This is a genomic window from Chryseobacterium sp. PTM-20240506, from assembly GCF_048296755.1.
GTDB classification, from domain to species: Bacteria; Bacteroidota; Bacteroidia; order Flavobacteriales; family Weeksellaceae; genus Chryseobacterium; species Chryseobacterium proteolyticum.
Genome location: NZ_CP182581.1, coordinates 1,353,682 through 1,378,004 on the forward strand (window position 1 = coordinate 1,353,682; position 24,323 = coordinate 1,378,004).

Here is a 24,323-nt window from a genome sequence, read left to right on the forward strand (position 1 = left end):
ATTAAAAAATATTAATTTCACATTTTTAAACCCAATTCTTCTTAATGCAACAAGAAAAAATAAAAATATCACAGGCTGTTATCTGGATAAGCTCTATTGTTTTGGGAGCACTTTCCTCAGTCCCTCAGCTTGCTTCCCATGATTTTAATCTCATGGAAGCTGTGGTTAATGCAGCCATTACTTCAGCATTTGCAGTTGTTATGTGGTACCTCAACATTTTTTTACTCAATCGTAATACAAAGAAACGTCAGGGAATCTCATACTCCCGGCTTTTGGTTGTCCTTGCCCTGGGAATGGTTGTGATGTTTGGCCTGGCCTGGATCCAGCAGCTTATTTTATCCCATATTAATTTCGGACCTGTTATGCTGATGGTGGAAGTAAGAGGAATCCTTATCAACCTTGTTTTCTATATGTTTTTAAATCTTGTACAGCATAATTACGCCGGCCAGCAGGTTCATCTGGAATTAGAAAAAGTAAAAAGCGATAATTTAGGTGCTCAATACGAATTATTAAAACAACAGGTAAATCCCCATTTTCTTTTCAACAGTTTAAATACGCTTAAATCCATGGTGGAAACGCATGATGAGGAAACCATTGATTTCATTATCAAGCTTTCTGACTTTTACCGTTTTACCCTGGAAAGCAGAAAACTCGACCTTATCACCGTTGAAGAAGAAATGAAAATACTTAATTCTTATCTTTTCCTGCAAAAAGCCAGGTTTGGTAACGGATTTACCTTTACCGATACTCTCGGTAAAGAAACGCTCAAAACCCTTATTCCTCCGTTTACCCTGCAATTACTGGTGGAAAACTGTATTAAACACAATATTGTTTCCCAGAGTAAACCTCTTCATATCAGAATCTATGATGCTGATCAAAAGATCATTATTGAAAATCCTATCCAGCGGAAATTGGTTCCGGAAGATTCATTAGGAGTTGGCCTGAATAACGTCAATATGCGTTACAAACATCTTCTGGACCAGGAAATCGACATTTTAGATAACAATCAAATTTTCCAAATAAAACTACCATTTATCCATGAATATCATCATCATTGAAGACGAGTTCAGAGCCGCAAAATCCTTACAGAATTTAATTAAAGAACTAAAACCGGAATCTGTTATATCCGGAGTTTATGACAGCATAGAGTCCAGTGTGGCAGCTTTGCAGAACAATACAAAGCCCGACCTGATCTTTATGGACATCCACCTTTCTGATGGGTTATCATTTGAAATTTTTAAGCAGGCAGATATTACCTGCCCCGTGGTCTTTTGTACTGCCTTTGACCAGTATATGCTGGACGCTTTCAAAAGTAAAGGAGTAGATTACGTTTTAAAACCTTTTTCACGTGAAGATATTGCAGAGGCATTACGAAAAGTGGACGAGCTCAAAAAGTTTTTCCAGAAAACGGAAATCCCGGAACTGGAAGCACTTTTACAAAAAATAGCTCAGCCACAAACTGCTACCAAAAGTAGTTTCCTGGTCTTTAAAAATCAAAAATACACCACTATTCTTACCGAAAATATAGCCTATTTCTACATTCACAACGAAATGACCCATCTGGTTACTTTTGATAAACAACAATTTTCACTTTCACAATCGTTGGGACAGGTCGCTGAGCAGGTTTCTCCAAAACAATTTTTCAGGGTGAACAGGCAGTATATTGTGAATTTCAGCGCTATTAAAGAAATGGAGCATTATTTCCAACGTAAAATCTATGTAAAGTTAGTTATCGACACACCGGAAAAGCTTCTTATCAATAAAGAAAAAACGCATAGTTTCTTTTCCTGGCTGGAAGATCGTTAACAGCTAATTTCTTAAATCTATATTTTTCAGGGTTCACCTTTCGATTTGTCTGGTTGAGCCCTTTTTTCATTTTTTAGCATCCCCTAGGTATCTACTTTTGAATAAAAATTAAAAGAAATGATATCTAAAAAACTTTTCATAGTAGGAGCATTTGTAGCTTTACTATTTACTGTTTCTGCCTTTATGCAGAAAGATAAACCACATGAAAGCTTTAAAAAAATTGCATCAGGTAAAAGCAATGGCTTTGCGGTCCTTGAATTCTTTACTTCTGAAGGATGTTCAAGCTGCCCTCCGGCAGATGCCCTGATGGGAGAAATTAAAGAGAACAACAAAGATCAGCCTGTCTATATTCTCGCGTATCATGTGGATTACTGGAACCGTCTAGGATGGAAAGACAGATTCAGCAGCATTGAAAATTCAGAGCGCCAACAGCAATACAGCAGAATACTGGATTCCCAGGTATACACCCCACAGCTCGTTGTCAACGGAAAACAACAATTTGTAGGATCAGACAGGGAAGCCGTGGAAAACTCCATTATCAATGCTGTAAGCCACACAGCAAGCAGTTCTATAGACCTTAAAGCTGAATCCGATTCTAAGCAGATCAATATTCACTATAAGGTATCAGGAAATGATTCTCATAGTAAACTCTTACTTACATTGGTACAGAAAAAAGCATCAACTAACGTTGCAAAAGGTGAAAATGAAGGACGACACCTGAATCACTGGCAAATTGTTCACAAGCAGATTCAGATTTCATTACAAAATAATTCTGAAGGTGTTTCTACTTTTTCAATACCTGAAAACTTCAATACTACAGACTGGGAAATTATAGGATTTGTTCAAAATACAAAAACCGGCCAGATCTCAGGTGCATCAAAAGCTACATTTCAATAACATACACATTAAACAATATATAACAATTTAAAACAATAAAAAAATGAAAACAAAAACAACAAAAATCATCTATTGGTCAGGCGCTATCTTTATGTCATTATGGTTTGGAGCAAGTGGCTTCTTTGAATTGACTAAAAATCCGGTAGTATGGGATATTACCCAGCAGCTAGGATACCCTCCTCACTTTATTTATATCCTTGGTGTTTTTAAACTTGCAGGAGTTACCGTACTTTTAATTCCAAACAAATTACTGAGATTAAAAGAATGGGTATTCGCCGGAATGTTTTTCGATATTATTTTCGCATTCTTTTCCAAAATTGCCGTCCTAGGATTTCCTTCTACGATCGATGCGATCATAGCATTTTCAGTCCTTTCCGTTACATATCTTATGTTCAGAAAAATGTACAGTCCGGAATTGATCTTTGATGAACCCGGCTTTTAATTCAAAGTTCTCCTTAATAAGAAAATCCTACTGTTCTCAGTAGGATTTTCTTATTCTTTTTAGCTCATAAAAACCTCAGGAACCCATTCAAATGTGTTCCCTTTCTTTTTAGTAAACCCTAAACCGGGCCATGGTAAATGGTACGCAAAAGCTCTGGATCTCGTTTCCGCCAGTTGTTCAAGTATTTTTTTCCTTGAAGCAATGGCTATATCGAGGTCCGTATCACCAAAGTATCCCCAGTCAGGATGCGGAAATAAAATGACATCCGAGTGCATTAAATCTGCAATATATAGAAGTTGTTCATTACCTGAGGTAATAGTAACCAAAGTAAGACCTGGTGTATGTCCTGGAGCTAACTGAAAACTGAATTGATTATACAGCATCTTTTCAAGATCATAAAATTTTAATTGAGGTTGTATCACCTTAAGAATATTCTGAATGCCAGGAATAATCTGATTAAGAAATTCGGGTTGATCCTTTAGTGCGCTGTTAGTGAAATCCTTGATTGTTGCCTTCATCCAGAAATCATATTCAACTTTTGAAATAAACAACCGGGCATTTGGAAAAACCAATTGATTCTGCTTATCTACTACTCCACCTATATGATCAGGATGAGCGTGAGAAAGAAATACATCTGTAATATCAGAAGGTAAAAAACCAGCCTTTTTAAGGCTTTTCAATAAAAATCCGGTTCTGCTATCGGCAAAAATTCCCATCCCGGTATCCAGTAGAATCAATCTGTCTTTTGTTTTAACCAACAGTACATTCATTGCCATGTCGATCGAATTTTCCGGACGGAAATTATCTTTGAGTATTGCTTTCAATTCAGATATATTTCCACGTGGAGCAAAGGAATTAAGATTTTCCTCATGGATTAATCCATCTGTAAGAATAAATAAGTCCAGATCGTCCAATTTTATTTTTTTCACTCCGGAAAGATCATCTTCTGCGCTTATACTGAAGGAATTTTTCTCCCGCGCCAACGAGCTGGAAAAAGGAATTATACTAAAAGCTCCTGCTAAAATTCCATTTTTTAAAAGTTCTCTTCTATTCATGATTAAATGTGTGCTTTTCTGATTTTGATCATACTTAAAATAAAAAGCCCCAAAATACCCAGCACAAAGTAACCTTCTGCTACCTGCAGCTGGAACTGAGGTTTTATAAGACTTGCAATACCATAGCTTATGGCTGAAGTAATGATAAATGCCACTCCTCCGGTTAATCCTCCGGCAATACCTGCCGAACTTGGAAATCGTCCGATACAATAAGAAAAATAGTTATTGAAAATAAATCCGGCTGTCACATGAATTGCAAAAGCAAAAGCAACAAGGCTGTACAGATTACTTACATAGTAAGAAAAAATGAACATTAAAATAATTAAAATCAACTGAATAAAATTAGCATATCGGATCTTAGGCAGAAAGGCCTTGTTGATTAACGCTTTTCCCAAAAACCCACCTGTCATCCAGGCCAATCCCAAAATCAGAGAAACATATCCCGCAGTAACTTCAGAATATCCCATTTTATGCTCGATAATAAAGGCTCCGCATAGATTAAAGAATATTACCATCGCATAACTAAGCCCACACATCAGCATCCCATAGAAAAAATCTTTGGTTTTAAACATGGAATTATACTCTTGGATCAGGAAACTGATGCGAAAAGGATTCCGTACCTTTAAAGTCTCCCCCGAAAATACCAGTTCTAAAATAAGAAGCAGTAAACTGTATCCCGCCAGAACGTAGAAATTGGATTGCCATCCGAAACTCTTTTGGAGATAACCTCCGATGAACGGAGCGATGATAGGCCCTACAGACCATACGATCGTCATGATACTTAAATAATGTTTTCGCTGTTCTCCTTCGTACACGTCTACAAAAAAGGCCCGCTTGGAAACGACGGCAAAACCGGATAACATACCGTGGAGGACACGCATCGCATAGATTACCATAATATTTTTAGTCGTTGCCGTAATTAAAAAAGTGATCACAAAAAAGGCCAGTGAAAAAATGGACACCGGATAACGCCCAAACGAATCTACAACACTACCGGCAAAGAACTGCGTTATTCCATAGCTGATTAAAAATATAGAAAGTGTAAGCTGGATACTGCTTTCAGGTAAATGAAGTTCTGTTGCCATGCTGGGCATAGAAGGTAAATAAATATCCGTTGCCAGACCAGACATCGGAATTACTGCAAAAGCCAGCACAGTAGCTATCAATTGATTCTTTTCTTTAAGAGTTCTCATTCCTCTTTTTATTTTTCTTTCAAAAAAAATCTGGATTTCCGAATAATCAGAAATCCAAACTTAAAATTTATTTAATTATTAACCAGTTTCATCGAACCTTCATTATATCTCTCTCCCACATTTGGATATTTCTTCAGAATCGTATCAATAGTATCAAGTTCAGATTGTGAAAGTTCTACATCAATCGCTCCGATATTTTCTTCGAGATATTTAATACGCTTGGTTCCTGGGATAGGAATAATATCATCCCCTTGATTAAGTACCCAGGCCAAAGCCAGCTGGGTTCCTTTGATTCCTTTGGAGCTTGCCAGTTCATTAAATTCCTGAACCAGCTTTCTGTTGTTCTCAAGACCTTCTTCCTGGTAACGTGGTAAAGACCTTCTGAAATCATCTTCTCCAAAATTCTGTACCTCATTAATGTTAGCAAAGAGCCCTCTTGCCAGTGGAGAATAAGGAACTAAGGCAATCCCCAGCTCTCTTATGGTTGGCAAAATTTCTTTTTCTACATCTTTTGTTAAAATGGAGTATTCCGATTGTAACGCAGTAATGGGATGAATTTTATTTGCCTTTTTGATAGATTCTGCTGAAGCCTCAGACAAACCTATATATTTTACTTTTCCGGCCTTTACAAGTTCAGCCATCGCTCCCACTGTTTCTTCAACGGGCACATTCGGATCTACCCTGTGTGCATAATAAAGATCTATCGTATCGATTTTTAATCGTTGTAGACTTAAATCTACAGCCTGTCTGATCCATTCCGGCGAACCATCAAAATAAGTCCCGGGAGCACCACTATGGCTAGCTTTACCGTCCTTAAACCTGAATCCGAATTTTGTGGCAATGAATATTTTATCCCTGTTCGGAACAAGCACTTTGGAAATTAGTTTTTCATTTTCTCCGTTAGCATACATGTCTGCAGTATCCCAGAAATTAACTCCAAGATCCAATGCTTTGTGTAATGTATCAATGCTTTCCTTTTCATCTGTAGGTCCGTAAGCAAAGCTCATTCCCATACATCCCAAACCTATTGCAGATAGCTGCTCTCCTGTGTTTCCTAATTTTCTAAATTTCATGATTTTTTTGTGGTTTTAAATTACTGAAACAAAATTACAACAACATCAATGATGATTGCATATAGAATTCAAACTAAGAATTATAAAATTCAAACTAAGTTACTTCGCAGTGCATTGGGAGTTCTTCCTGTTTGTTTTTTAAAATAATTAGTAAAATAAGCAGGTTCCTCAAATCCTAACCCGTAAGCAATTTCAGAAATATTCCAATCCGTATGCTTCAGCAAAGCATTGGCCTCCTGAATAATCCTGGAAGTGATCTGTTGTGTGGTTGTTTTACCTGTAATCTCCTTTACGGAGCGATTAAGGGAGTTCACATGTACGGAAAGACTCTCCGCATAATCATTAGGGGTTCTTAGTTTTAAATAGGATTCGGGACTATCGATAGGAAACTGCCTCTCTAATAATTCCATGAACAAGGATGCCACTCTTTGTGAAGCATTCTGATGATACTCAAAGTTTTCGGCAGGGTTCATCTTCATGGTTTCATGGATTAAAAGATGTAAATAGCTTCGAAGCATATCATATTTATGAATATAATCAGAATCAATTTCTGTCATCATTTTTACAAATAAGTCAGAAACTGTTTTTTGCTGTTCTTCATTAACAAAGAAAACAGGTGTTCCCCCTATTTTAAAAAGCGGTGAATCCTGGAGGTTTCCCAAACGGCTTCCATTTTGAAGAAACTCATCGGTAAACAGACAAAACCACCCTGTCTGGTTATCATCATCAGCTTCCCAGGAATATGGTATTACCGGATTAGAGAACAGCAGCGCAGGCCTATCCACACGGATCCATTTATTCGCATAGTGAAGTTTTCCTTTCCCGATAATCAGGGATACTTTATAAAAATCCCTTCTGCTGTAAGGAGTAACCAATGCACAATTATCCCGTGAAAAGACATTAAAATGTCCCAGTCCGGAATTAGAAAGGCAGGAAGGATAAACCCTTACCTGCGTACGGTTATAAAATTCCTGTAATGACTCTGATGATTCCATAAGACAAAGTTATAAAATTCAAACAAAAACAAAATAACTTCCTTCTTATTCTTGCGACACAAAAAATGACTGATCTTACGAACAGCCATCAAGAAAAATTTGAATATATAGTGAAATGTGATTAATACGGTGTTCATGTCATTTCAATTAAAATGCCAAAGCAAAAGAAATCATTTATTAATATTTGTTAAAGGATCATAAGCAACTGAGAATGTAACGAATAAATTTGCCGGTGGAATGCAGGTTATGAAATCCGTTATAGAAAGAATAAGTAGGATTACTGATCATTATGTTCAAATACCAACTATTGCCTGGCTTAATTGAAAAGAATATAAATAACGATTAACTTCTTATAAATTGGTGAATTATATGATTATAATTTGTAATTTTAAAGAAGAGATCTGATTTTCAGGCTCTCAAGATCATTTATTACTCAATCTAATTTCAATACTTATGGAAAATATAAAATTTGAAATATCTCCATATCAGGATGAATTGCAGATATTAATTGACGACAAGAAGGCTGGCTATATGTCCATAGCGATTGATGGCAGACAATTAATTGTATATTATACAAAGCTTAATGAAGAACTCGAAGGACACGGATATGCCAAGATGCTTTTAGATGAACTGGTACGGTACGCAGAGGAAAAGGACCTGCTGATAGATCCTGAATGTGATTTTGTAAGACAACAGTTTGAAAATCACCCGAAACGATATAACGACATCTGGCACGCCTGATATCAATCCTCCCACCAGGCTTTGAACTGATGATCCTGCTCATCCAGGCTAACTGTTTCACCGATCATAGGAGTAAGAATACGTAGATTTTTTTCCTTACCTAAACTTGTTATTTTTTGCAATGGCTCATTCCATGGATGTAGGGCTAAAGCAAATTTCGAAGAGTGAACAGGAATAATATTCCTTGCATTAACATCTATACTCGCCTGTATAACATCTTCAGGAAGTGCATGAATGTATTTCCATGCTTCATTGTACTGGCCGTTTTCCATGATTGCATAATCGAAAGGACCATATTGATCACCGATCATTTTAAAGTGGGTATCATAACCGCTATCCCCTCCTAAAAATATCTTTTTAGTAGGAGTTTCCAAAACGTAAGAAGTCCACAATGTTCCGTTCCTCTTTATTTTTCTTCCTGAAAAATGTCTTGCCGGAGTAAAAGTAATTTTAATATTATTCTTTAAATATGCCATTCCTCCCCATTCTTCTTCAATAAGCATATTTTCTTGATAACCCCATTTTTCAAAATGTGCTCCGACTCCCAATGGCAAAATAACACTTCCTACCCTATCTTTTATCTTTTTGACAGTAGGATAATCCAAATGATCAAAGTGATCATGGGTAATAACAAGATAATCAAGTTCCGTGATATCCTCGGGTTTGAAAATATCAGACCCTGGAAAAGCTTTGTTAAAAAATTTAAATGGAGAGCCATACGTACTCAAAACAGGATCTATCAGAAAGGATACTCCATCTGTCTGAATGAAATAAGATGAATGCCCTAACCAGACATATACATCCTGGTCTTTTGGGATCTCTTTTAAAATGGTATGAACTGATGGTATATTTTTCAGTGGCTTTAAAAGCGGATCTTTTTTAGCCACAAAAAAATCATACAGAACCTTTGGCATGCTATAGCCTTCAGCAATTGATGGTGTATAACTAAGGTTTTGAAACTGTTTATCTTTATAAAGCTTTGAATGCTTCATTCTCTCCAGTCTTTTTCCAGCAGGTTCGGCACCAAAAACTTCCCGGCTTGTTATTATGTAGTATGCTAATATAAGCAGGATGGCAATCGCAATAAATAAATACATCATTTGATAAATAAAGTTCAAATGTATTAACTTTTACTGTGAATTGGTAGGCCGGCCTAATAAATAACTCATTTATTTAACGCAATATTATAGTTCACACTTAAAAAATTATTAGTATTTTAATATCAGGATGATTTTAAACGCCTAAATTTGTAGGTTTTAAACACAAAAATTTTGAAAATTACATTTATTTTATTTGGACTTATTTTTCTGTGGTCCTGTTCTTCTCTCACCAATAGCGAGCGGCAGGAAGGGACACTTATTGAGCCTGAGCAGCTCAAAAAAGATGTGGATTATGCATATACTAAATTAAAAGAAATGCATCCTCAGCTCTACAGATATATTACAAGAAAAGATCTGGATTTTAAAATCGACAGCATTAAGCAAACTATCAACGAACCTCTTACTCCAACACAGTTTTATTTCAAATTGCAACCCGTTATTACAAGCATCAGAGAAGGGCATCTCTCACTGATGATTCCTTTTGAAAAATTAAAGCGTGAATATGGAGGAAGAAAATTATTTACGTACTTCAAATATTACATCAAGGATGACCATCTTTATATCGTCGCGAATAAAGATTCCATTCAGAATATAAAACCAGGCACCGAAATACTGAGTATCAATAATATTCCGATATCTTTCTATATCAGCAAATACAGAAAGCTGATCAGCAGTGATGGCAGAAATACGACATTTACACCCTATTACCTGAAAGATATGTTTTTTGTTTTTTTCAGCATGGAAAACGGCTTTTTGGAACAGGTGAAAATTGAAACCTTGTATAACAATAAAAAACAAACTTTCATTATCGAACGGGATAAGCAAAGCGAAGCAGAAAAGGCTAAATCTCAAACCCAGGCTAACGGAAGCTTTCATTGTCCTATGAACAGAAATTTCAAATTTCTTGATGAGAACAATTCAATTGCATACATCAATATAAAAAAATTCTCAAACAATAAATCTGACAGGTTTTATAAAAATACATTCGAAAGAATTAAAGAAGCTAAATCAGACTATCTGATATTAGACATCCGGAATAATTACGGAGGTTCTTTACAGGAAATTAATAATCTTTATTCCTATCTTGTTTCAGAACCATTCACTTTAATAAAACCTTCGAGGCTCAATTCAGGCTATACCCCATTAAAAACAAATTATTTCAAAAAGAGCAGCCCTTTGGAATATGCATTAAAAGGAATTACCTATCCAACATACTTTTTCCTTAAAACCCTTCATACTTATAAAGGCAACGACGGCAAATTCTATTATAAGATAAAAGCAGACAATGTAACAAAACCCAATAAAAATGCTTTTCATGGAAAAATTTTTGTACTGGTTAATGGCGGAAGTTATTCTGCATCTTCCATTATCAGCTCAAAACTCAAGTTTGATAAGGTAGCAACCCTCGTCGGAGAGGAAACAGGCGGGGCAAATGACGGAACCGTAGCCGGATTTTATTCTTATCAGGTCCTTCCTAACTCCAAACTTACACTGCCTATCGGCTTACTGCTGGTAAATCCGAATATAACACTCACCAACTCTCAGAGAGGGGTGATCCCGGATGTAACGATCACAGAAACTTTACAGGATATCATCAACAAAAATGATGTACAGCTTGCGTGGGTAAAAAAGGAGATTGAAAAAGAGAAAGCCAGAAAGATTAAATAGATCTTCAGATGAAAAATGCATTTTTTTCCGTTCAAAAAAGAGATTCGGAATATTATAAAAATATCACCAGCGATTCTTTTTATCATATCTTCCTGTTGGAAGGAGTGGGAAAAATCATTGTAGATTTCGTGGAATATGATTTTGAGGGAAACATTGTCCTTTTTTCTTCCCCTTTCCAGAATATCCGGATCGTCACTGAGACCGTTCTTAAGATTGATGATCTCAGCTTCCACAGTGATTTTTATTGCATAGAATTTCATAAGAAAGAAGTAGCCTGTAACGGATTGCTTTTTAACAATATTTACCTCTTTCCTTATTTCAAACTGACTGCAGAGGTCTTTGAAGAAATTTCAGGCTATTTTTCTAAGATCCGGAAAGTAGATCCTGAGGAGGATTTTTCACAGGCCGTTTTACAATCTTATCTGCAGTTAATTCTGGCGATTTGCAGTAAAGAAAAAAATAAAATATTCCCGGACAAGGATCTGATAAAGGATGATTTCAAAGAGTTAAAATCTTTCCAGGATTTGGTAGAAATTCATTTCCTTACGGAAAAAAATCTATCGTTTTACGCCGATCTTTTACATATCACTCCCAACACGTTAAGCAAAAAGATCAAATCCCGATTTAATAAAACACCTTCTCAGATTATTCAGGAAAGAGTTATCCTGGAGTCTAAAAAACAAATTCACCTGACCCGGAAATCCATGAAAGAAATTGCAGCAGAACTTAACTTCAGTGATGAATTTTATTTCAGTAAATATTTTAAAAAACATACCGGCGTTTCCCCTACTCATTTCAGGAAAGAAGCAGGAATTTCCATCGTTGCAGATTTGTACAAATAACGTCCACAATTCTCCATTTTATGGGTTATACATTCAATCTAATTTTGTCAAAAAAATAATATGATTGAATTCTTAGCACACTCACAGAAAAACTTCATCCATATTCTAAGGATTAGTGTTTTTATCGTTATGGCCTGGATCGGAGGACTAAAAGCATTTCATTATGAAGCGGAAGGTATTATTCCTTTCGTAGCCAATTCTCCTTTTATGAGTTTCTTCCTTAATACGAAATCTTCAGATGCAGATAACTACAAATTCCATAAAAATAAAGAAGGAGAGTGGATTCCAGCCAATGTAAAATGGCATGAAGCAAATGGTACCTACGTGTTTTCCTATGCATTGGGAAGTTTCATTGTTGGCATTGGAATTCTTGTTGTATTGGGTATATTCTATCCAAAGATTGGTTTATTATCCGGGATTTTAACCGCGGGAATGTCAATAGTAACGCTTTCATTTCTGATTACAACTCCCGAAACATGGGTTCCGGATCTCGGAGGGCCTGATCATGGTTTTCCTTTCCTCTCAGGAGCCGGCAGACTGGTGATCAAAGATATGATCATGTTGGGGGCCGGATTGGTAATAGCTTCTGACTCAGCAAAAAGTATTTTAAGCAGATAAATTTTCGGCGGGCATTCTGCCCGCCGAAAATTTATCCCTGAAATTCTATTACAAGATTTTCTATTGTTACAATATACTTACCATAAAACTTTTGAAACCAATATTTCCCAAGTAAATACAAAGAAAACAATCCAAACAATACAGAACTTATAAGGATTCCGGCAATCTTAAGATCACTTAACGGTTGTGGTCTTGGAATAAATTCAAGCACAATAATAATTTCACATACCAGAAAAGGGATAAAACTGAGATAAAATGAAAGGTAATATTGTTTATTGAGCTCAAATTGATGAAGCAGGTCCTTTAATCCATCGTAAGTTTTCATTTGCGGGTTACTCATGTCCTTGTAAAGCTTAAAAAATTTACTGAAAAAGAAAAATGTAACTATGGCCATAGAAGCCAAAAGTATCGTGAGATAAAACTTAAATTTAAAAGGAGCACCACATAACCAGACAATGGCAAATCCAAAAATAAAAATCCCAATTGTGGAGAAGAATTCCTTTCTCATATTTTTACGCATCCTTTCCAAAGGAAGGCTAATCTTGTTTTTATTTTCAATACTGATTTCCGGTGTTTCCTCAAAAACATCATCATTCCAGGTATTTTTCAATTCATCTATATTCATTGTTATTGATTTAAAATTAGTACTTATTTGTGTTTAAGATATCTTTTAACTTATTTTTGGCGCGGTTCATTTTCACCCTTACATTACCTTCTGAAATTCCCATTTGCTCAGCGATTTCACGTCCGGGAAAATCTTCCAGATAATAAAATATAAAAGCCTTATCAATAGGATTCAATTGATGGATAGCCTGATACATAGCCGCCAGCTTTTCCTCTTTTTCGTGGTCATATTCCTCCTGTTCGATTTGTAATGGGCAAAATCATCATTTCCTATAAAGCTTCTTTTCTTTTCGGATTTAAGAAAGATAATGGCCGTATTCAGGGCTATTCTGTACAACCAGGTTGAAAATTCACTTTGCCCTTTAAATCCTGGATATGCTCTCCAAACCTGATAGGTAATTTCCTGAAAGAGATCATCGCGGTCGTCTTTATCATCCATGTACATTTTAGAAATCTTAAAAATGATTCCTTTATGCCTTTCGATTCTTTCTAAAAATTCTTTTTCTAGTATGCTCATGGTTCCTGGCTCTATGGAGTTAGTGACATTTCATAGAAAATGTTACAATCTTTTGTAAAAAATAGTGAAATCTAATAGATCAATAAAAAGTTTGATATCACATTTTCTTTTTACCATTTGGTAAATCGAATAAAATACAGTTATGGGAAATTTGTATCATAAAATAAATAGAAATGATATCAACAACAAATCCCTTAGAAGGAAAACATGTCATTGTCATGGGAGGCAGTGCAGGAATAGGTTTTGCAACCGCTAAAGCTGCCGCTGAAAAAGGAGCTGTTATTACTATTGTTGCTTCGAATCAACAACGTATAGATTCCGCTCTGAAGCAACTTCCCGGGAATGCAAAAGGTCAGGTTGCAGACCTAAGCAAAGAAGAAAATATTAAAAATTTCTTTGCTGTTCAATCCTCTTTTGATCATCTGGTATACACCGCCGGTGAAAACATTCAACTGAACCATATTGATGAAACTTCCCTTTCAGAAGCGCAAAAATTCTTTACAATCCGGTATTGGGGTGCTCTTGCCGCTGTAAAATATGGTGCTCCGAAAATAAATCAAGGCGGATCCATTACTTTAACGAGTGGAATTGCAGGCAACCGGCCGGGAAAAGGTTGGGGTATTGCAGCCAGCATTACTTCAGCCATGGAAGGTTTTGCCAGAGCAATGGCAGTTGAACTTGCTCCAACGAGAGTTAATATCGTATCTCCTGGCATAGTAAAAACAGATCTATGGGGAGCTATCCCGGAAAATGAACGGGAGAAAATGTATCAACAATATGCGGAGGCATTATTGGTAAGAAAAGTAGCCACTCCTGAAGATATTGCTCTTGCTTATATTTACCTGATGGAGCAAAGTTTCGGGACGGGTAATACAATAGTTGCAGATGGCGGCGGGGTGCTAGTTTAAAAAAGAATGCAATTTTCAGCATTGGGTTTAAAGAATTCATATTGTAAGTTTTAAGCTGAACTAAATAAAAAACCGTACTTCATTTAAATTGAGTACGGTTTTTTTATTTTGGACTGACCTACTGGCTAGAATATGTAATCTGTGCTTAAGAAATTAGAATCATGTTCCCGGACAATTGTATTCAGGAGCTCTTTATTGGATTCTGTAAGTTTTGCAGCTACCAAAGATCTTATAGAGAAAGACCGTAGCGCATCAAATACAGAAAGCGTTCCCTCTGCACTATCTTTTCTTCCCGTAAACGGAAAAACATCCGGGCCTCTCTGTGCCTGGCAATTAATATTAACCCGGCTAACCAGATTAACGAATGAATCAATAAGTTTTGAAACTTCATGTGGGTCTTCACTGAAAATACTTACCTGCATTCCATGGGAAGCATTCACCTGGTATTCGATAGGCTCCTCAATATCATCAAAAGGGACAACAGGTATCACGGGACCAAACTGCTCCTCATGGTATAACTTCATCTCACTTGTTACCGGATATACTACGGCAGGAAATACAAAAGAAGCTTCAGTATAGCCACCGTTTTCATTCAATACTTTAGCACCATGAGCAATGGCATCATCAATACATTCTTTCAAATAAGGTGGTTTATTGACTTCAGGAAGCGGTGTTACTTTCACATCTTTTTCCCAAGGCAATCCGGGCTTCAAAGCAGAGACTGCCTTATTCAGCTTTTCTGTGAATTCGATAGCAACCTCTTTCTGTACAAAAAGAAGCTTTAACGCTGTGCATCGCTGACCATTAAAGGACAGCGCTCCCAAAATACACTCGTTTACCGCTACATCCAGATTGGCATTTTTAGTAATAATCGCTGCATTTTTTGCATCAAGGCTTAAAATAGCACGTAAACGATTTACTTTCGGATGCAGCTTTTTCAACCCATTAGCCACTTTACTGGATCCTATAAACGCCAGAACATTCACTTTTCCACTTTCCATAATAGGAGTGATAATTTCAGATCCTTTCCCATAAAGTGTGTTCACAGTTCCTTTTGGAAACGCTTCTTTAAAGGCATTCAATAAAGGATAGTGAGCTAAAACACCATGTTTGGGAAGTTTAAACAGAATGGTATTCCCCATGATAAGAGCCGGAATAAGGGTTGTGAATATTTCATTTAAAGGATAATTAAAAGGTCCCATACTCAGAACAACACCAAGAGGAGCTCTGCGAATCTGTGCAATCGTTCCTTCTGCCTGCTGAAAACGGGAAGATTCCCGGTCCAGATCTTTCAGTGCGTCTATGGTTTGGTTGATATAATCTACTGTACGATCAAATTCTTTTGTAGAATCGGCCAGGGTTTTCCCGATCTCCCACATCAAAAGCTTAATCACAAGATCACGTTGCTGAATCATGAGATACACAAATTTTTCCATACATTTGATGCGTCCTTCTACAGACATGGTCGGCCATTCCCCAAGACCATTATCATACGCTTTTACACAAGCCTCAAGAACCTCCATAGCATCTGCAGGACTGATATTAGGGATACTTCCCAGTAACTTTCTCTCAAGCCCATTTTCTGTAGGAATACAAACTGGGGAATAAATCTCCGTGACATCACCTTTCCACTCTATAAGTTCACCATTAAGCAAATAGGTTCTCTGATGAATTTCCGGAACTTTGAATTCTTCCGGTATTTCATTTTCGCTTTTAAAAATCTCATGGAATGATGTGTTCTGTGCTGAATTCATATTTTTTATCTTTTTAATAATTAAGTGTCCACTTTGTTAGAATAAAGGTAGACCTTACAAATGATTATAAAAATAGTCAGCTAATAGATTCGGTCTATTTAAAGACTGTTTGAATTAAAATTAATATTCAATCCAAAAAAAGAATAATTTTGTCTTAAAATAAAATCCAATGTTTTCAAAATTAATTTTCACCACGCTATTATCTGTTTCCGTATTCCTTTTTGCTCAAAACTCCCACAATGCCAATACCATTATGATGGGAGGGAAACCGGTACAAACGTATTCCAAACTACCGGCCGTAAATAAAGCAGCGCCAAAGTTCACCCTTACCGATGTTTCAATGAAAGATCAGACCCTGGATTCCTACAAAGGAAAATTTCTTATTCTTAACATCTTTCCGAGTGTAGATACCGGTGTTTGCTCAGCTTCAGTCCGACATTTCAATGAGGATGCAGCTAATCTTCCCAATACTGTAGTGCTTTGCATCTCTAAAGATCTGCCGTTTGCACAAAAAAGATTTTGCGGAGCCGAAGGGATAAAAAATGTGGTTATGCTTTCCGATTTCCGCTCTGATTTCGGAAAAACTTATGGTGTAGAGATCACTGATTCTATGATGAAAGGTCTCTTAAGCCGGGCCGTCGTAGTAATTGATCCTTCAGGAAAAATTGTATATGAAGAGCAGGTAGCTGACATTTCAAAAGAACCTGATTACGAAGCAGCTATTAAAGCTGTGAAACATTAAGTTTTCATCGTATAGGATAAAAACCTCCGTCAATTAGAATTGGTGGAGGTTTTTTATTGACATAATAAATCTAATTCATTAAGCTCGCTGAAGAATAATACAAAAATAATAAGGCCAATGCATCATCAACTGAATCATCTACCTCAATGCTGAAAACAGGATTTCCAAACCATTTCCTGTGGGTTTGAATATCAATGATTAATTTCTTTTGTTCGTACAACTGCATTCCTTTATCTGATGTGAAACGACAAATCTTTATATCCGATTCATCTACTTTTATAATCAGATCTTTTCCAAAATCTGTGTAATAAATCACTTTCCTGCCATCCGAAAGTTCAATATCATTCCATAAAAATCCTACATTTTTAATATGATATCGTTTAGAATCACATACAATGTATCTTTTCCATGAGATCAATTTGTTTGCTTCCACAATTTTTCCGATCTCTGAATTATTTTCTGAAAACAAGACCAACTGCCTCTTTTCAAATTTTGCGGTATATCTTTTCAAAGGCTTACTTTAAATTTAAACGGATTATACTTAATAAATAATTATCTACACCTATTCTTATTTTATTTTGCTTGAGATAACAATCTCCATGTTGTGGCAATCCCAAAGCTATTTTTTGTTAACCGATGAAAAATTTAAATTTCTGTTTAACTAATTTTCATTAAAATTTTCTACATGCATCCTTATCCTTATTCAAGTTCGTGATCAGATCTTCATTGGAAAAATTACTAAAGTCTTAAATCTCTTTACTGTGAACCCTTTAAAACAGGCTGTTTTGATTGGGTTGCATTTCATTCCAAACCTCATCACAAATATTAGCAGTTGAAATTTTCATTTCATCATGGTTTTATATAAAAATAAAAAAACTTTGCAATAAGCAAAGTTTTTTATTGAATATTTTTTCAAAAATTATAATAAATTATCATCGACTATATTAGGAAGGGTAACTTTTAAATTCGGCTCTACTTCCATTGCCCTTTTGATAGCAAAAAGAGCCCCTTCATTTCTCGCCCAGCTTCTTCTTGAAATTCCGTTATTTACGTCCCAGAAAAGCATAGACTTTAACCTTCTGTCAGCATCATCACTCCCATCCAGCAACATTCCGAAACCTCCGTTGATTACTTCTCCCCAACCGACACCACCGCCGTTATGAATAGAAACCCAGGTCGCCCCCCGGAAACTATCACCAATCACGTTGTGGATAGCCATATCCGCTGTAAATCTTGAACCGTCATAAATATTGGAAGTCTCTCTGTACGGAGAATCTGTACCCGATACGTCATGATGATCTCTTCCTAATACAACCGGACCTATTTCTCCGTTTTTTATGGCTTTATTGAATGCTTCAGCAATCTTCATTCTTCCTTCTGCATCGGCATATAGTATCCTTGCCTGTGAACCCACAACCAATTTGTTTTCCTGTGCACCTTTGATCCATTGGATATTATCTTTCATCTGCTGTTGGATCTCCTCCGGAGAATTTTGCTGAATTTCTTCCAATATCCTGCAGGCGATATCATCTGTTTTTTGAAGATCTTCCGGCTTTCCACTCGTACAAACCCAACGGAATGGCCCAAAACCGTAATCAAAGCACATTGGTCCCATAATATCCTGAACATAACTTGGAAACTTGAATTCCCTTCCTAATGTCGGATTCTCGGCCATTACATCTGCGCCGGCTCTTGAAGCTTCTAATAAAAAGGCGTTACCATAATCAAAGAAGTAAGTTCCTTTTTCTGTATGTTTATTAATGGCAGCTGCATGTCTCCTTAAAGTTTCCTGAACTTTTTCTTTAAATAATTCAGGATTTTCTGCCATCATCGTATTTGATTCTTCAAAACTTTGTCCCACAGGATAATATCCTCCCGCCCATGGATTATGCAGCGATGTCTGATCCGAACCGATATCAATCTTAAGACCTTCTTCATCAAACTTTTCCCAAACCTCAACTACATTTCCTAGATAAGCCAAAGAAACAGTCTCTTTATTTTCCTGAGCTTTTCTCACTCTTGCTACCAGCTCATCTACATTTTCATGGATTTCGTTCACCCATTTCTGTTCATGACGAATCTTTGTAATTTTAGGATTTACTTCAGCACACACGGTAATACATCCTGCAATATTTCCAGCTTTTGGCTGTGCTCCGCTCATTCCTCCCAATCCTGAAGTTACAAATAAGCCACCTTTTGTTTCTTTATTTATTTTTCTGAAAGCATTCAGTACTGTTATTGTTGTTCCATGAACAATTCCCTGCGGACCGATGTACATATAACTTCCTGCAGTCATTTGCCCATATTGGGAAACCCCTAACGCATTGAACTTCTCCCAATCATCGGGCTTAGAATAGTTTGGAATAACCATTCCGTTCGTTACCACAACCCGTGGCGCATCTTTGTGCGAAGGAAATAATCCCATCGGATGTCCGGAATACATGACAAGGGTTTGCTCATCATTCATTTCAGACAAATACTTCATCGTTAAAAGATACTGTGCCCAGTTTTGAAAAACAGCTCCGTTTCCACCATACGTTATCAGCTCATGGGGATGTTGTGCTACCGCATAATCCAGATTATTCTGAATCATTAGCATAATAGATTTTGCCTGTTCCGATTTCCCAGGATATTCAGTGATAGATCTTGCTTTCATTTCATAATCCGGACGGAATCGATACATATAAATTCTGCCATACTGCTCAAGCTCTTCTCTGAATTCAGGTAATAATTCTGCATGGAATTTAGGCTCAAAATAACGTAAAGCATTCTTTAATGCTAACTTTTTCTCCTCTTCACCCACAATTTCTTTACGTTTGGGAGCGTGATTTATATTGGTTTCGTATGGTTTGAATGGTGGCAATACGCTAGGTATACCTTGTTGTATAAGTTCCTGGAATGTCATAGCAATGAGTAAATTCTTCGTTTAAAATTCAAAGTTTTAAAGATATTCAAAATAGAAAATATAATGCAATGAAAACATAAAAAATTCCCTTTCTCCGAAAGCTATTACCAGAACCTCCATCAATTTTAAGATCAACCAAAAAAAATAAAGCCATTAACCTGTTTTATTATGTATCAGTGTTTTGGAGTATAACAACCAATCTAAAGGCAATAAAAAAACCTTACCCAGTTGAGTAAGGTGTATTTTACTATCTTAAATATATGAATGCAAATCTTTATCTTATTATGTAAGGACATCATCATTTTCCTCTTCATGATCATCATCGTTATCACTGGTACTCCAGTAATTATTTTCTTCATCTTCGGATCCAATCTCTTCCATATCGTCATCTTCTTCAGATCCCGGAACGTCCAGATCCATTTCCATATCATAACTGTCTTCATTTTCATCGAGAATAGGATTTCCGTCCCCGTCTAAAGGAACATGCTTTTCCTTATTGAAGAAATCTTCATTAGGATTGTAATCCATCTCTCTCAGTTTTCTGTTTTGCTCGTTGATGTTATCTTCTGGTATCATAGTATTTGTATTTAGTGTTACTGATAGAGAACAAAAATAATTCCAAGTTCTGTTTATTGCTCAGAATAAACATCAGGATTAGCACAATATGGCATTTTTTCCCCTTTTGAAAAAGCAATAATATTTTCCGCTGCTGATTTTGCCATTCCATTCCTTGCTTCAACTGTTGCGGATCCTATATGTGGCAATACACATACACTGGAAAGTTCGAGGATCGGATCGTCTTTTACAATAGGTTCAGGATTAGTAACATCCAGTCCTGCTCCCCATATTTCCCTTGAAACCAAAGCTTCATAGAGATCACCCTGATGATGAAAACCTCCTCTTGCCGTATTGATAAAGATAGCATCGGGTTTCATCTTCTCAAAGACCGATCGGTTAAAAAGTTCTTTATGTTCAGGAATAAAACTGGCATGAATACTCAGAACATCAGACTGCCTGATCAATTCATCAAAAGAAACATATTGTGCGTTCAACTCCCTTTCAGCTTCTTCGTTATGGTGCCTGTTGTGATAAATGATATTCATATCAAAAGCTTTCAGGGATTTCTTTGCCATTTCAAAACCAATCCTTCCCAAACCGAAAATCCCCAGGGTTTTGCCGTATAGCTCTTGTCCTAATGCATGAAGGGGATCAAAATCTCCCCAATTCCCCTCCTTTACCTTCCCATAATTATAACTTGCTCTTCTCGCCACTGATTGCATTAACAAAAACGCAACATCAGAGGTAGCTTTACTTAGGACGTCCGGTGTATTTCCAACCGGTATATTTCTACGGGTCGCTTCCTGAATATCCACATGATCGAAACCAACAGAATATAAAGCAATTGCTTGCACATTAGGGCATTCGTTAAAAAAATCCTTGTCAAATGAATGGGTTCCTACATTTAGAATGGTATCGGTATCCTTGCAATAGTTTATCCACTCTTCATGTGAAAGTTGATCATTTTCAGGGATAATAACATCCATTCCAGCTTCTTTCAGCATTTTTATTCCTGCTTCAGGAATTCTTTTATTGATGAATACTTTCATTATCTTAACTTTTTTTCAATAAAAAACCCCACCCATTGTCTAAGTGAGGCTTTAACTTTAATATAAAAATTACTTCTTCTCTTCTGATTCTCTTCTATTTTTATCGCCGACCCCGGAAGCCATTTTCTGAATTTCATCCCGGACCTCTTTCGCCGATTTCTGTGCTTGACTTATAAAACCCTGTTTTGTTGCTTCCTGATTTCGGCTCTTCATTTCATTGAAATAATCCTTTGCTTTTTGAGAATGACTTTCTACATTATATCCCGGATTATTGTAAATGTTTTTCTGAATATTACTAAAGTCGTGTGACGATTTAAATCTGTTTGTGTCCATAATCATAAGATTTAAGTGATTTCGTCATAGAAAAGCTTCAATTTCTGTTCCGAAAATCAGTGCCGATTTGTCATTTTTCTTTCAATTCTCCGTCACGAAAAGCCTAGAAACGATTATAGAAATTTTGAATCATAATTACGAATTTATTTTAATCTTATCAATTCCCCTTTCCTTTTAACAATATTTTTATAGTCCCACTGGATTTGCTGAGATTTCATAAGCCATCTTTTCAGATCATCTGTATTGATTTGTTCACGAGACGTATATCTTTTTTCTGCTGCCTTGAATGAACCTTCGGTCTTTAAATCGTCTTCATCAAATGATTGCCCGCTCCAGAACATCAGCCGTACAGAATCTTTAAGCTTACTGTAACCTACAATCGGATTCCCTTCCAGAAACCACACAGGATGCCTGTGCCATATCTTATTTTCAGCATGTTCCAGCTCCTGATCAATAACAAGTGAAAGCATTGTGCAGATCTCCTGATCTGATGGGGACTGTGCGTTATTATAATCTGATATGTCAGGATTTATCATTAACTAAGAATTGGTATTATTGAGCATAGGTACAAATTTATAGGCTCCGAATTCCTCTTTCTCAATTTCCGTAGGCGAAACTTTTGTAAACCTGTACAGTACCTGCTCATCTGTCGGTCCAAGTGGAATCACCATTTTCCCTCCTACTTTCAATTGTTTTAGTAATTCCACGGGCAGCACGGAAGCTCCACATGTAACGATGATCTTGTCAAATGGAGCGAAAGTTGGCAATCCTGCAAAACCGTCACCAAAACTCTGAAATTTTGGAAAAAGATTAAGCTCCCTTAATTTTTTCTTAGAAAAATCGAACAGGTCTTTTTGTCTTTCTACAGTATACACCAGGGCTTTCATCGCCAATAACACAGCAGTCTGATACCCACATCCTGTTCCAATTTCCAGAACTTTCTCTCCCGGGATTACCTGTAAAAGCTCTGATTGCTCTGCAACCGTTGAAGGATGCGAAATGGTTTGATGGGCCAGAATGGGAAAAGCACGGTCTTCGTAAGCGAAGTCTTCAAAAATACTTTCAATAAAAAGATGTCTCGGAACTTCATTCATTGCCGAAAGTACATTTTGATCCGTAATCCCAATTCTCTGTTGAAGATATTCAACTAAAATCTTTCTTTTTCCTTTATGTACAAACGAGTCTTGCGTCATTTAGATAGTAGTTATTAGGTTGCTGGTGCTAGTTTCACACAAAAGTAAGAATTAGATTTCAGATTTCAGGAAGCTACCTTAATTTTTGATGATTAAAGTCAAAAGTCTTTATATCTGAAATATCATACCTAATTTATATCTTTACACAAATTAAAAAAGCTATGTTGAAAGCAGGTTTGGTAGGTGCCGGACATTTGGGAAAAATACACTTAAAGCTTCTCAATCAATCAGATAAGTATGATTTTGTAGGTTTTCATGATAAAGATGTAGAAAACGGAAAAAAATTGGAAGCCGAGTTTGGCTATACCTATTTTGAAAATTTTGATGATCTGTTGAATCAGATTGATATGCTGGATATTGTAACGCCTACAGTTTATCATTATGATTATGCATTAAAGGCCATTGAAAAAAAATTGCATTTCTTCATTGAAAAACCGGTAACACAAACGCTTGAACAAGCCGAAGAAATCCTTTATAAGTGCCGTGAAAATGGAATAAAAGCACAGGTCGGACACGTTGAAAGGTACAATCCTGCTTTTATGGCAACCAAGGATTATATTAAAAATCCCATGTTCATTGAAATCCACAGATTAGCTGAATTCAATCCAAGAGGAACCGATGTTTCTGTGGTCCTGGACCTGATGATCCACGATCTGGACATTTTATTGAGTATCGTTAAATCTAAGGTAAAAAGCATCCATGCAAGCGGTGTATGTGTTGTAAGTAAAACTCCAGATATTGCAAATGCCAGAATAGAATTTGAAAACGGATGTGTTGCCAACCTTACCACTTCAAGAATCTCTATGAAAGCCATGAGAAAAAGTCGCTTCTTTCAAAAAGACGCCTACATTTCTGTTGACTTCCTTGAGAAAAAAGCAGAAGTAATCCGTATGAAAGATGCTCCGGAAACACCTACTCCATTCGACATGATCATCGAAAATGCCGAAGGAGAAAAGAATCAGATTTTATTCGAGTATCCCAACATCCAGCCCAACAATGCCATATTAGATGAGCTCAACTCATTTGCCGATTCTATTACTGAAGATAAAAATGTAGAAGTATCACTGGAAGACGGAACTGAAGCGCTAAAAGTAGCATTGGAAATTATGAAACTGATCACAAGCAGATAACTACTCTTTTCACTTTGGACTTTCAAATTTAATCACTGATATTATTTTAAAACCTGTTTAATAAGGTTAAATCCCAGAAAGCCTTTCAGTTTAAACGGCTGTGCTAAAAATACAATCATACTTCCTCTTTAAATTGTTTATATATTTAAATAGGAATTTTAATTTTAATTCAATAATTTT

At 36.4% G+C, this 24,323-nt stretch carries 25 protein-coding genes and 1 pseudogene; 11 read left to right on the forward strand and 15 right to left on the reverse strand.

The window, feature by feature from the left end; all coding sequences use genetic code 11:
• The first annotated feature begins 44 nt into the window (after window positions 1–44).
• The 4 genes from ACNFU2_RS05970 (at window position 45) to ACNFU2_RS05985 (ending at window position 3,145) form a co-directional block, all read left to right on the forward strand.
• The gene (locus ACNFU2_RS05970) at window positions 45–1,058 is read left to right on the forward strand and encodes a sensor histidine kinase (RefSeq protein ID WP_418124120.1); all 1,014 of its coding nucleotides are present in this window, start codon (window positions 45–47) and stop codon (window positions 1,056–1,058) included.
• Window positions 1,039–1,806, forward strand: coding sequence for a LytR/AlgR family response regulator transcription factor (locus ACNFU2_RS05975; RefSeq protein ID WP_172278866.1), 768 nt, complete (start codon window positions 1,039–1,041; stop codon window positions 1,804–1,806). The genes ACNFU2_RS05970 and ACNFU2_RS05975 overlap by 20 nt, the downstream gene beginning before the upstream one ends.
• Window positions 1,807–1,923: 117 nt before the next feature.
• Window positions 1,924–2,703 (forward strand): DUF1223 domain-containing protein, encoded by a 780-nt coding sequence (locus tag ACNFU2_RS05980; RefSeq protein ID WP_418124122.1) that lies wholly within the window; start codon window positions 1,924–1,926, stop codon window positions 2,701–2,703.
• Window positions 2,704–2,746: 43 nt separating this feature from the next.
• Entirely contained in the window at window positions 2,747–3,145 is a 399-nt protein-coding gene (locus tag ACNFU2_RS05985) for a DoxX family protein (protein WP_172278870.1), read from the forward strand.
• A gap of 59 nt (window positions 3,146–3,204) precedes the next feature.
• Here the strand turns inward: ACNFU2_RS05985 and ACNFU2_RS05990 are convergent, their stop codons facing one another.
• The 4 genes from ACNFU2_RS05990 to ACNFU2_RS06005 form a co-directional block, all read right to left on the reverse strand.
• Window positions 3,205–4,200, reverse strand: a complete 996-nt coding sequence (locus tag ACNFU2_RS05990) for an MBL fold metallo-hydrolase (protein ID WP_418124124.1) — start codon at window positions 4,198–4,200, stop codon at window positions 3,205–3,207.
• A gap of 2 nt (window positions 4,201–4,202) precedes the next feature.
• Window positions 4,203–5,393 (reverse strand): MFS transporter, encoded by a 1,191-nt coding sequence (locus ACNFU2_RS05995; protein ID WP_273648331.1) that lies wholly within the window; start codon window positions 5,391–5,393, stop codon window positions 4,203–4,205.
• A 71-nt stretch (window positions 5,394–5,464) separates the two neighbouring features.
• Window positions 5,465–6,466, reverse strand: coding sequence for an aldo/keto reductase (locus tag ACNFU2_RS06000; RefSeq protein ID WP_418124126.1), 1,002 nt, complete (start codon window positions 6,464–6,466; stop codon window positions 5,465–5,467).
• A gap of 89 nt (window positions 6,467–6,555) precedes the next feature.
• Window positions 6,556–7,461 carry a helix-turn-helix domain-containing protein gene (locus tag ACNFU2_RS06005; RefSeq protein ID WP_172278878.1) on the reverse strand — a complete coding sequence of 302 codons (906 nt, stop codon included), beginning with the start codon at window positions 7,459–7,461 and terminating at the stop codon, window positions 6,556–6,558.
• Between the two features lie 453 nt (window positions 7,462–7,914).
• Between ACNFU2_RS06005 and ACNFU2_RS06010 the strand changes: the two genes are divergently transcribed.
• Window positions 7,915–8,202, forward strand: a complete 288-nt coding sequence (locus tag ACNFU2_RS06010; RefSeq protein ID WP_172278880.1) for a GNAT family N-acetyltransferase — start codon at window positions 7,915–7,917, stop codon at window positions 8,200–8,202.
• Window positions 8,203–8,204: 2 nt separating this feature from the next.
• Here ACNFU2_RS06010 and ACNFU2_RS06015 read toward each other — a convergent pair whose 3' ends face one another.
• Window positions 8,205–9,302, reverse strand: coding sequence for an MBL fold metallo-hydrolase (locus ACNFU2_RS06015; protein WP_418124129.1), 1,098 nt, complete (start codon window positions 9,300–9,302; stop codon window positions 8,205–8,207).
• A 171-nt stretch (window positions 9,303–9,473) separates the two neighbouring features.
• Between ACNFU2_RS06015 and ACNFU2_RS06020 the strand changes: the two genes are divergently transcribed.
• Genes ACNFU2_RS06020 through ACNFU2_RS06030 form a run of 3 tightly spaced genes read left to right on the forward strand, consistent with a single transcriptional unit; the run spans window position 9,474 to window position 12,430 of the window.
• Window positions 9,474–10,970: a S41 family peptidase gene (locus ACNFU2_RS06020; protein WP_418124131.1), complete on the forward strand. Its 1,497-nt coding sequence runs from the start codon at window positions 9,474–9,476 to the stop codon at window positions 10,968–10,970.
• An 8-nt stretch (window positions 10,971–10,978) separates the two neighbouring features.
• Window positions 10,979–11,812: a helix-turn-helix domain-containing protein gene (locus tag ACNFU2_RS06025; RefSeq protein WP_273648335.1), complete on the forward strand. Its 834-nt coding sequence runs from the start codon at window positions 10,979–10,981 to the stop codon at window positions 11,810–11,812.
• Window positions 11,813–11,872: 60 nt separating this feature from the next.
• On the forward strand, window positions 11,873–12,430 hold the full coding sequence (locus ACNFU2_RS06030; RefSeq protein WP_345987856.1) for a DUF417 family protein: 558 nt from the start codon (window positions 11,873–11,875) through the stop codon (window positions 12,428–12,430).
• A 31-nt stretch (window positions 12,431–12,461) separates the two neighbouring features.
• On the opposite strand, the gene ACNFU2_RS06035 is transcribed toward ACNFU2_RS06030, so the two are convergent.
• Both ACNFU2_RS06035 and ACNFU2_RS06040 read right to left on the reverse strand, forming a co-directional pair.
• Complete coding sequence (locus ACNFU2_RS06035) at window positions 12,462–13,055, reverse strand: hypothetical protein (protein ID WP_418124133.1); 594 nt, start codon at window positions 13,053–13,055, stop codon at window positions 12,462–12,464.
• Window positions 13,056–13,071: 16 nt separating this feature from the next.
• Window positions 13,072–13,571: pseudogene (locus tag ACNFU2_RS06040) on the reverse strand (RNA polymerase sigma factor).
• A gap of 173 nt (window positions 13,572–13,744) precedes the next feature.
• On the opposite strand from ACNFU2_RS06040, the gene ACNFU2_RS06045 reads away from it, so the two are divergent.
• Complete coding sequence (locus tag ACNFU2_RS06045; RefSeq protein WP_418124135.1) at window positions 13,745–14,479, forward strand: SDR family oxidoreductase; 735 nt, start codon at window positions 13,745–13,747, stop codon at window positions 14,477–14,479.
• Between the two features lie 125 nt (window positions 14,480–14,604).
• On the opposite strand, the gene ACNFU2_RS06050 is transcribed toward ACNFU2_RS06045, so the two are convergent.
• Window positions 14,605–16,233 (reverse strand): NADP-dependent glyceraldehyde-3-phosphate dehydrogenase, encoded by a 1,629-nt coding sequence (locus ACNFU2_RS06050; protein ID WP_418124137.1) that lies wholly within the window; start codon window positions 16,231–16,233, stop codon window positions 14,605–14,607.
• Between the two features lie 169 nt (window positions 16,234–16,402).
• On the opposite strand from ACNFU2_RS06050, the gene tpx reads away from it, so the two are divergent.
• Window positions 16,403–16,975 carry a thiol peroxidase gene (tpx, locus tag ACNFU2_RS06055; RefSeq protein WP_273648339.1) on the forward strand — a complete coding sequence of 191 codons (573 nt, stop codon included), beginning with the start codon at window positions 16,403–16,405 and terminating at the stop codon, window positions 16,973–16,975.
• 70 nt (window positions 16,976–17,045) lie between these two features.
• Here tpx and ACNFU2_RS06060 read toward each other — a convergent pair whose 3' ends face one another.
• From ACNFU2_RS06060 to ACNFU2_RS06090, 7 genes are all read right to left on the reverse strand, one after another.
• On the reverse strand, window positions 17,046–17,486 hold the full coding sequence (locus ACNFU2_RS06060; RefSeq protein WP_418124139.1) for a hypothetical protein: 441 nt from the start codon (window positions 17,484–17,486) through the stop codon (window positions 17,046–17,048).
• A 408-nt stretch (window positions 17,487–17,894) separates the two neighbouring features.
• A complete protein-coding gene (locus tag ACNFU2_RS06065; protein ID WP_418124141.1) occupies window positions 17,895–19,880 on the reverse strand; it encodes a urocanate hydratase in 1,986 nt (661 codons plus the stop codon).
• Between the two features lie 282 nt (window positions 19,881–20,162).
• Window positions 20,163–20,456, reverse strand: coding sequence for a hypothetical protein (locus ACNFU2_RS06070; protein ID WP_172278902.1), 294 nt, complete (start codon window positions 20,454–20,456; stop codon window positions 20,163–20,165).
• Between the two features lie 53 nt (window positions 20,457–20,509).
• Window positions 20,510–21,487: a 2-hydroxyacid dehydrogenase gene (locus ACNFU2_RS06075; RefSeq protein WP_418124143.1), complete on the reverse strand. Its 978-nt coding sequence runs from the start codon at window positions 21,485–21,487 to the stop codon at window positions 20,510–20,512.
• 69 nt (window positions 21,488–21,556) lie between these two features.
• The gene (locus tag ACNFU2_RS06080; protein WP_172278906.1) at window positions 21,557–21,820 is read right to left on the reverse strand and encodes a prevent-host-death protein; all 264 of its coding nucleotides are present in this window, start codon (window positions 21,818–21,820) and stop codon (window positions 21,557–21,559) included.
• A 143-nt stretch (window positions 21,821–21,963) separates the two neighbouring features.
• Window positions 21,964–22,356: a DUF1801 domain-containing protein gene (locus tag ACNFU2_RS06085; protein WP_418124145.1), complete on the reverse strand. Its 393-nt coding sequence runs from the start codon at window positions 22,354–22,356 to the stop codon at window positions 21,964–21,966.
• 3 nt (window positions 22,357–22,359) lie between these two features.
• The gene (locus tag ACNFU2_RS06090; RefSeq protein WP_172278908.1) at window positions 22,360–23,013 is read right to left on the reverse strand and encodes a protein-L-isoaspartate(D-aspartate) O-methyltransferase; all 654 of its coding nucleotides are present in this window, start codon (window positions 23,011–23,013) and stop codon (window positions 22,360–22,362) included.
• 161 nt (window positions 23,014–23,174) lie between these two features.
• On the opposite strand from ACNFU2_RS06090, the gene ACNFU2_RS06095 reads away from it, so the two are divergent.
• On the forward strand, window positions 23,175–24,143 hold the full coding sequence (locus ACNFU2_RS06095; RefSeq protein WP_172278910.1) for a Gfo/Idh/MocA family protein: 969 nt from the start codon (window positions 23,175–23,177) through the stop codon (window positions 24,141–24,143).
• Window positions 24,144–24,323: the final 180 nt, after the last annotated feature.

Coding starts and splice junctions, on each gene's coding strand:
- ACNFU2_RS05970 (WP_418124120.1), top strand. CDS start 45: ATGCAACAAGAAAAAATAAAAATATCACAGGCTGTTATCTGGATAAGC.
- ACNFU2_RS05975 (WP_172278866.1), top strand. CDS start 1,039: ATGAATATCATCATCATTGAAGACGAGTTCAGAGCCGCAAAATCCTTA.
- ACNFU2_RS05980 (WP_418124122.1), top strand. CDS start 1,924: ATGATATCTAAAAAACTTTTCATAGTAGGAGCATTTGTAGCTTTACTA.
- ACNFU2_RS05985 (WP_172278870.1), top strand. CDS start 2,747: ATGAAAACAAAAACAACAAAAATCATCTATTGGTCAGGCGCTATCTTT.
- ACNFU2_RS05990 (WP_418124124.1), bottom strand. CDS start 4,200: ATGAATAGAAGAGAACTTTTAAAAAATGGAATTTTAGCAGGAGCTTTT.
- ACNFU2_RS05995 (WP_273648331.1), bottom strand. CDS start 5,393: ATGAGAACTCTTAAAGAAAAGAATCAATTGATAGCTACTGTGCTGGCT.
- ACNFU2_RS06000 (WP_418124126.1), bottom strand. CDS start 6,466: ATGAAATTTAGAAAATTAGGAAACACAGGAGAGCAGCTATCTGCAATA.
- ACNFU2_RS06005 (WP_172278878.1), bottom strand. CDS start 7,461: ATGGAATCATCAGAGTCATTACAGGAATTTTATAACCGTACGCAGGTA.
- ACNFU2_RS06010 (WP_172278880.1), top strand. CDS start 7,915: ATGGAAAATATAAAATTTGAAATATCTCCATATCAGGATGAATTGCAG.
- ACNFU2_RS06015 (WP_418124129.1), bottom strand. CDS start 9,302: ATGATGTATTTATTTATTGCGATTGCCATCCTGCTTATATTAGCATAC.
- ACNFU2_RS06025 (WP_273648335.1), top strand. CDS start 10,979: ATGAAAAATGCATTTTTTTCCGTTCAAAAAAGAGATTCGGAATATTAT.
- ACNFU2_RS06030 (WP_345987856.1), top strand. CDS start 11,873: ATGATTGAATTCTTAGCACACTCACAGAAAAACTTCATCCATATTCTA.
- ACNFU2_RS06035 (WP_418124133.1), bottom strand. CDS start 13,055: ATGAATATAGATGAATTGAAAAATACCTGGAATGATGATGTTTTTGAG.
- ACNFU2_RS06045 (WP_418124135.1), top strand. CDS start 13,745: ATGATATCAACAACAAATCCCTTAGAAGGAAAACATGTCATTGTCATG.
- ACNFU2_RS06050 (WP_418124137.1), bottom strand. CDS start 16,233: ATGAATTCAGCACAGAACACATCATTCCATGAGATTTTTAAAAGCGAA.
- tpx (WP_273648339.1), top strand. CDS start 16,403: ATGTTTTCAAAATTAATTTTCACCACGCTATTATCTGTTTCCGTATTC.
- ACNFU2_RS06065 (WP_418124141.1), bottom strand. CDS start 19,880: ATGACATTCCAGGAACTTATACAACAAGGTATACCTAGCGTATTGCCA.
- ACNFU2_RS06070 (WP_172278902.1), bottom strand. CDS start 20,456: ATGATACCAGAAGATAACATCAACGAGCAAAACAGAAAACTGAGAGAG.
- ACNFU2_RS06075 (WP_418124143.1), bottom strand. CDS start 21,487: ATGAAAGTATTCATCAATAAAAGAATTCCTGAAGCAGGAATAAAAATG.
- ACNFU2_RS06080 (WP_172278906.1), bottom strand. CDS start 21,820: ATGGACACAAACAGATTTAAATCGTCACACGACTTTAGTAATATTCAG.
- ACNFU2_RS06085 (WP_418124145.1), bottom strand. CDS start 22,356: ATGATAAATCCTGACATATCAGATTATAATAACGCACAGTCCCCATCA.
- ACNFU2_RS06090 (WP_172278908.1), bottom strand. CDS start 23,013: ATGACGCAAGACTCGTTTGTACATAAAGGAAAAAGAAAGATTTTAGTT.
- ACNFU2_RS06095 (WP_172278910.1), top strand. CDS start 23,175: ATGTTGAAAGCAGGTTTGGTAGGTGCCGGACATTTGGGAAAAATACAC.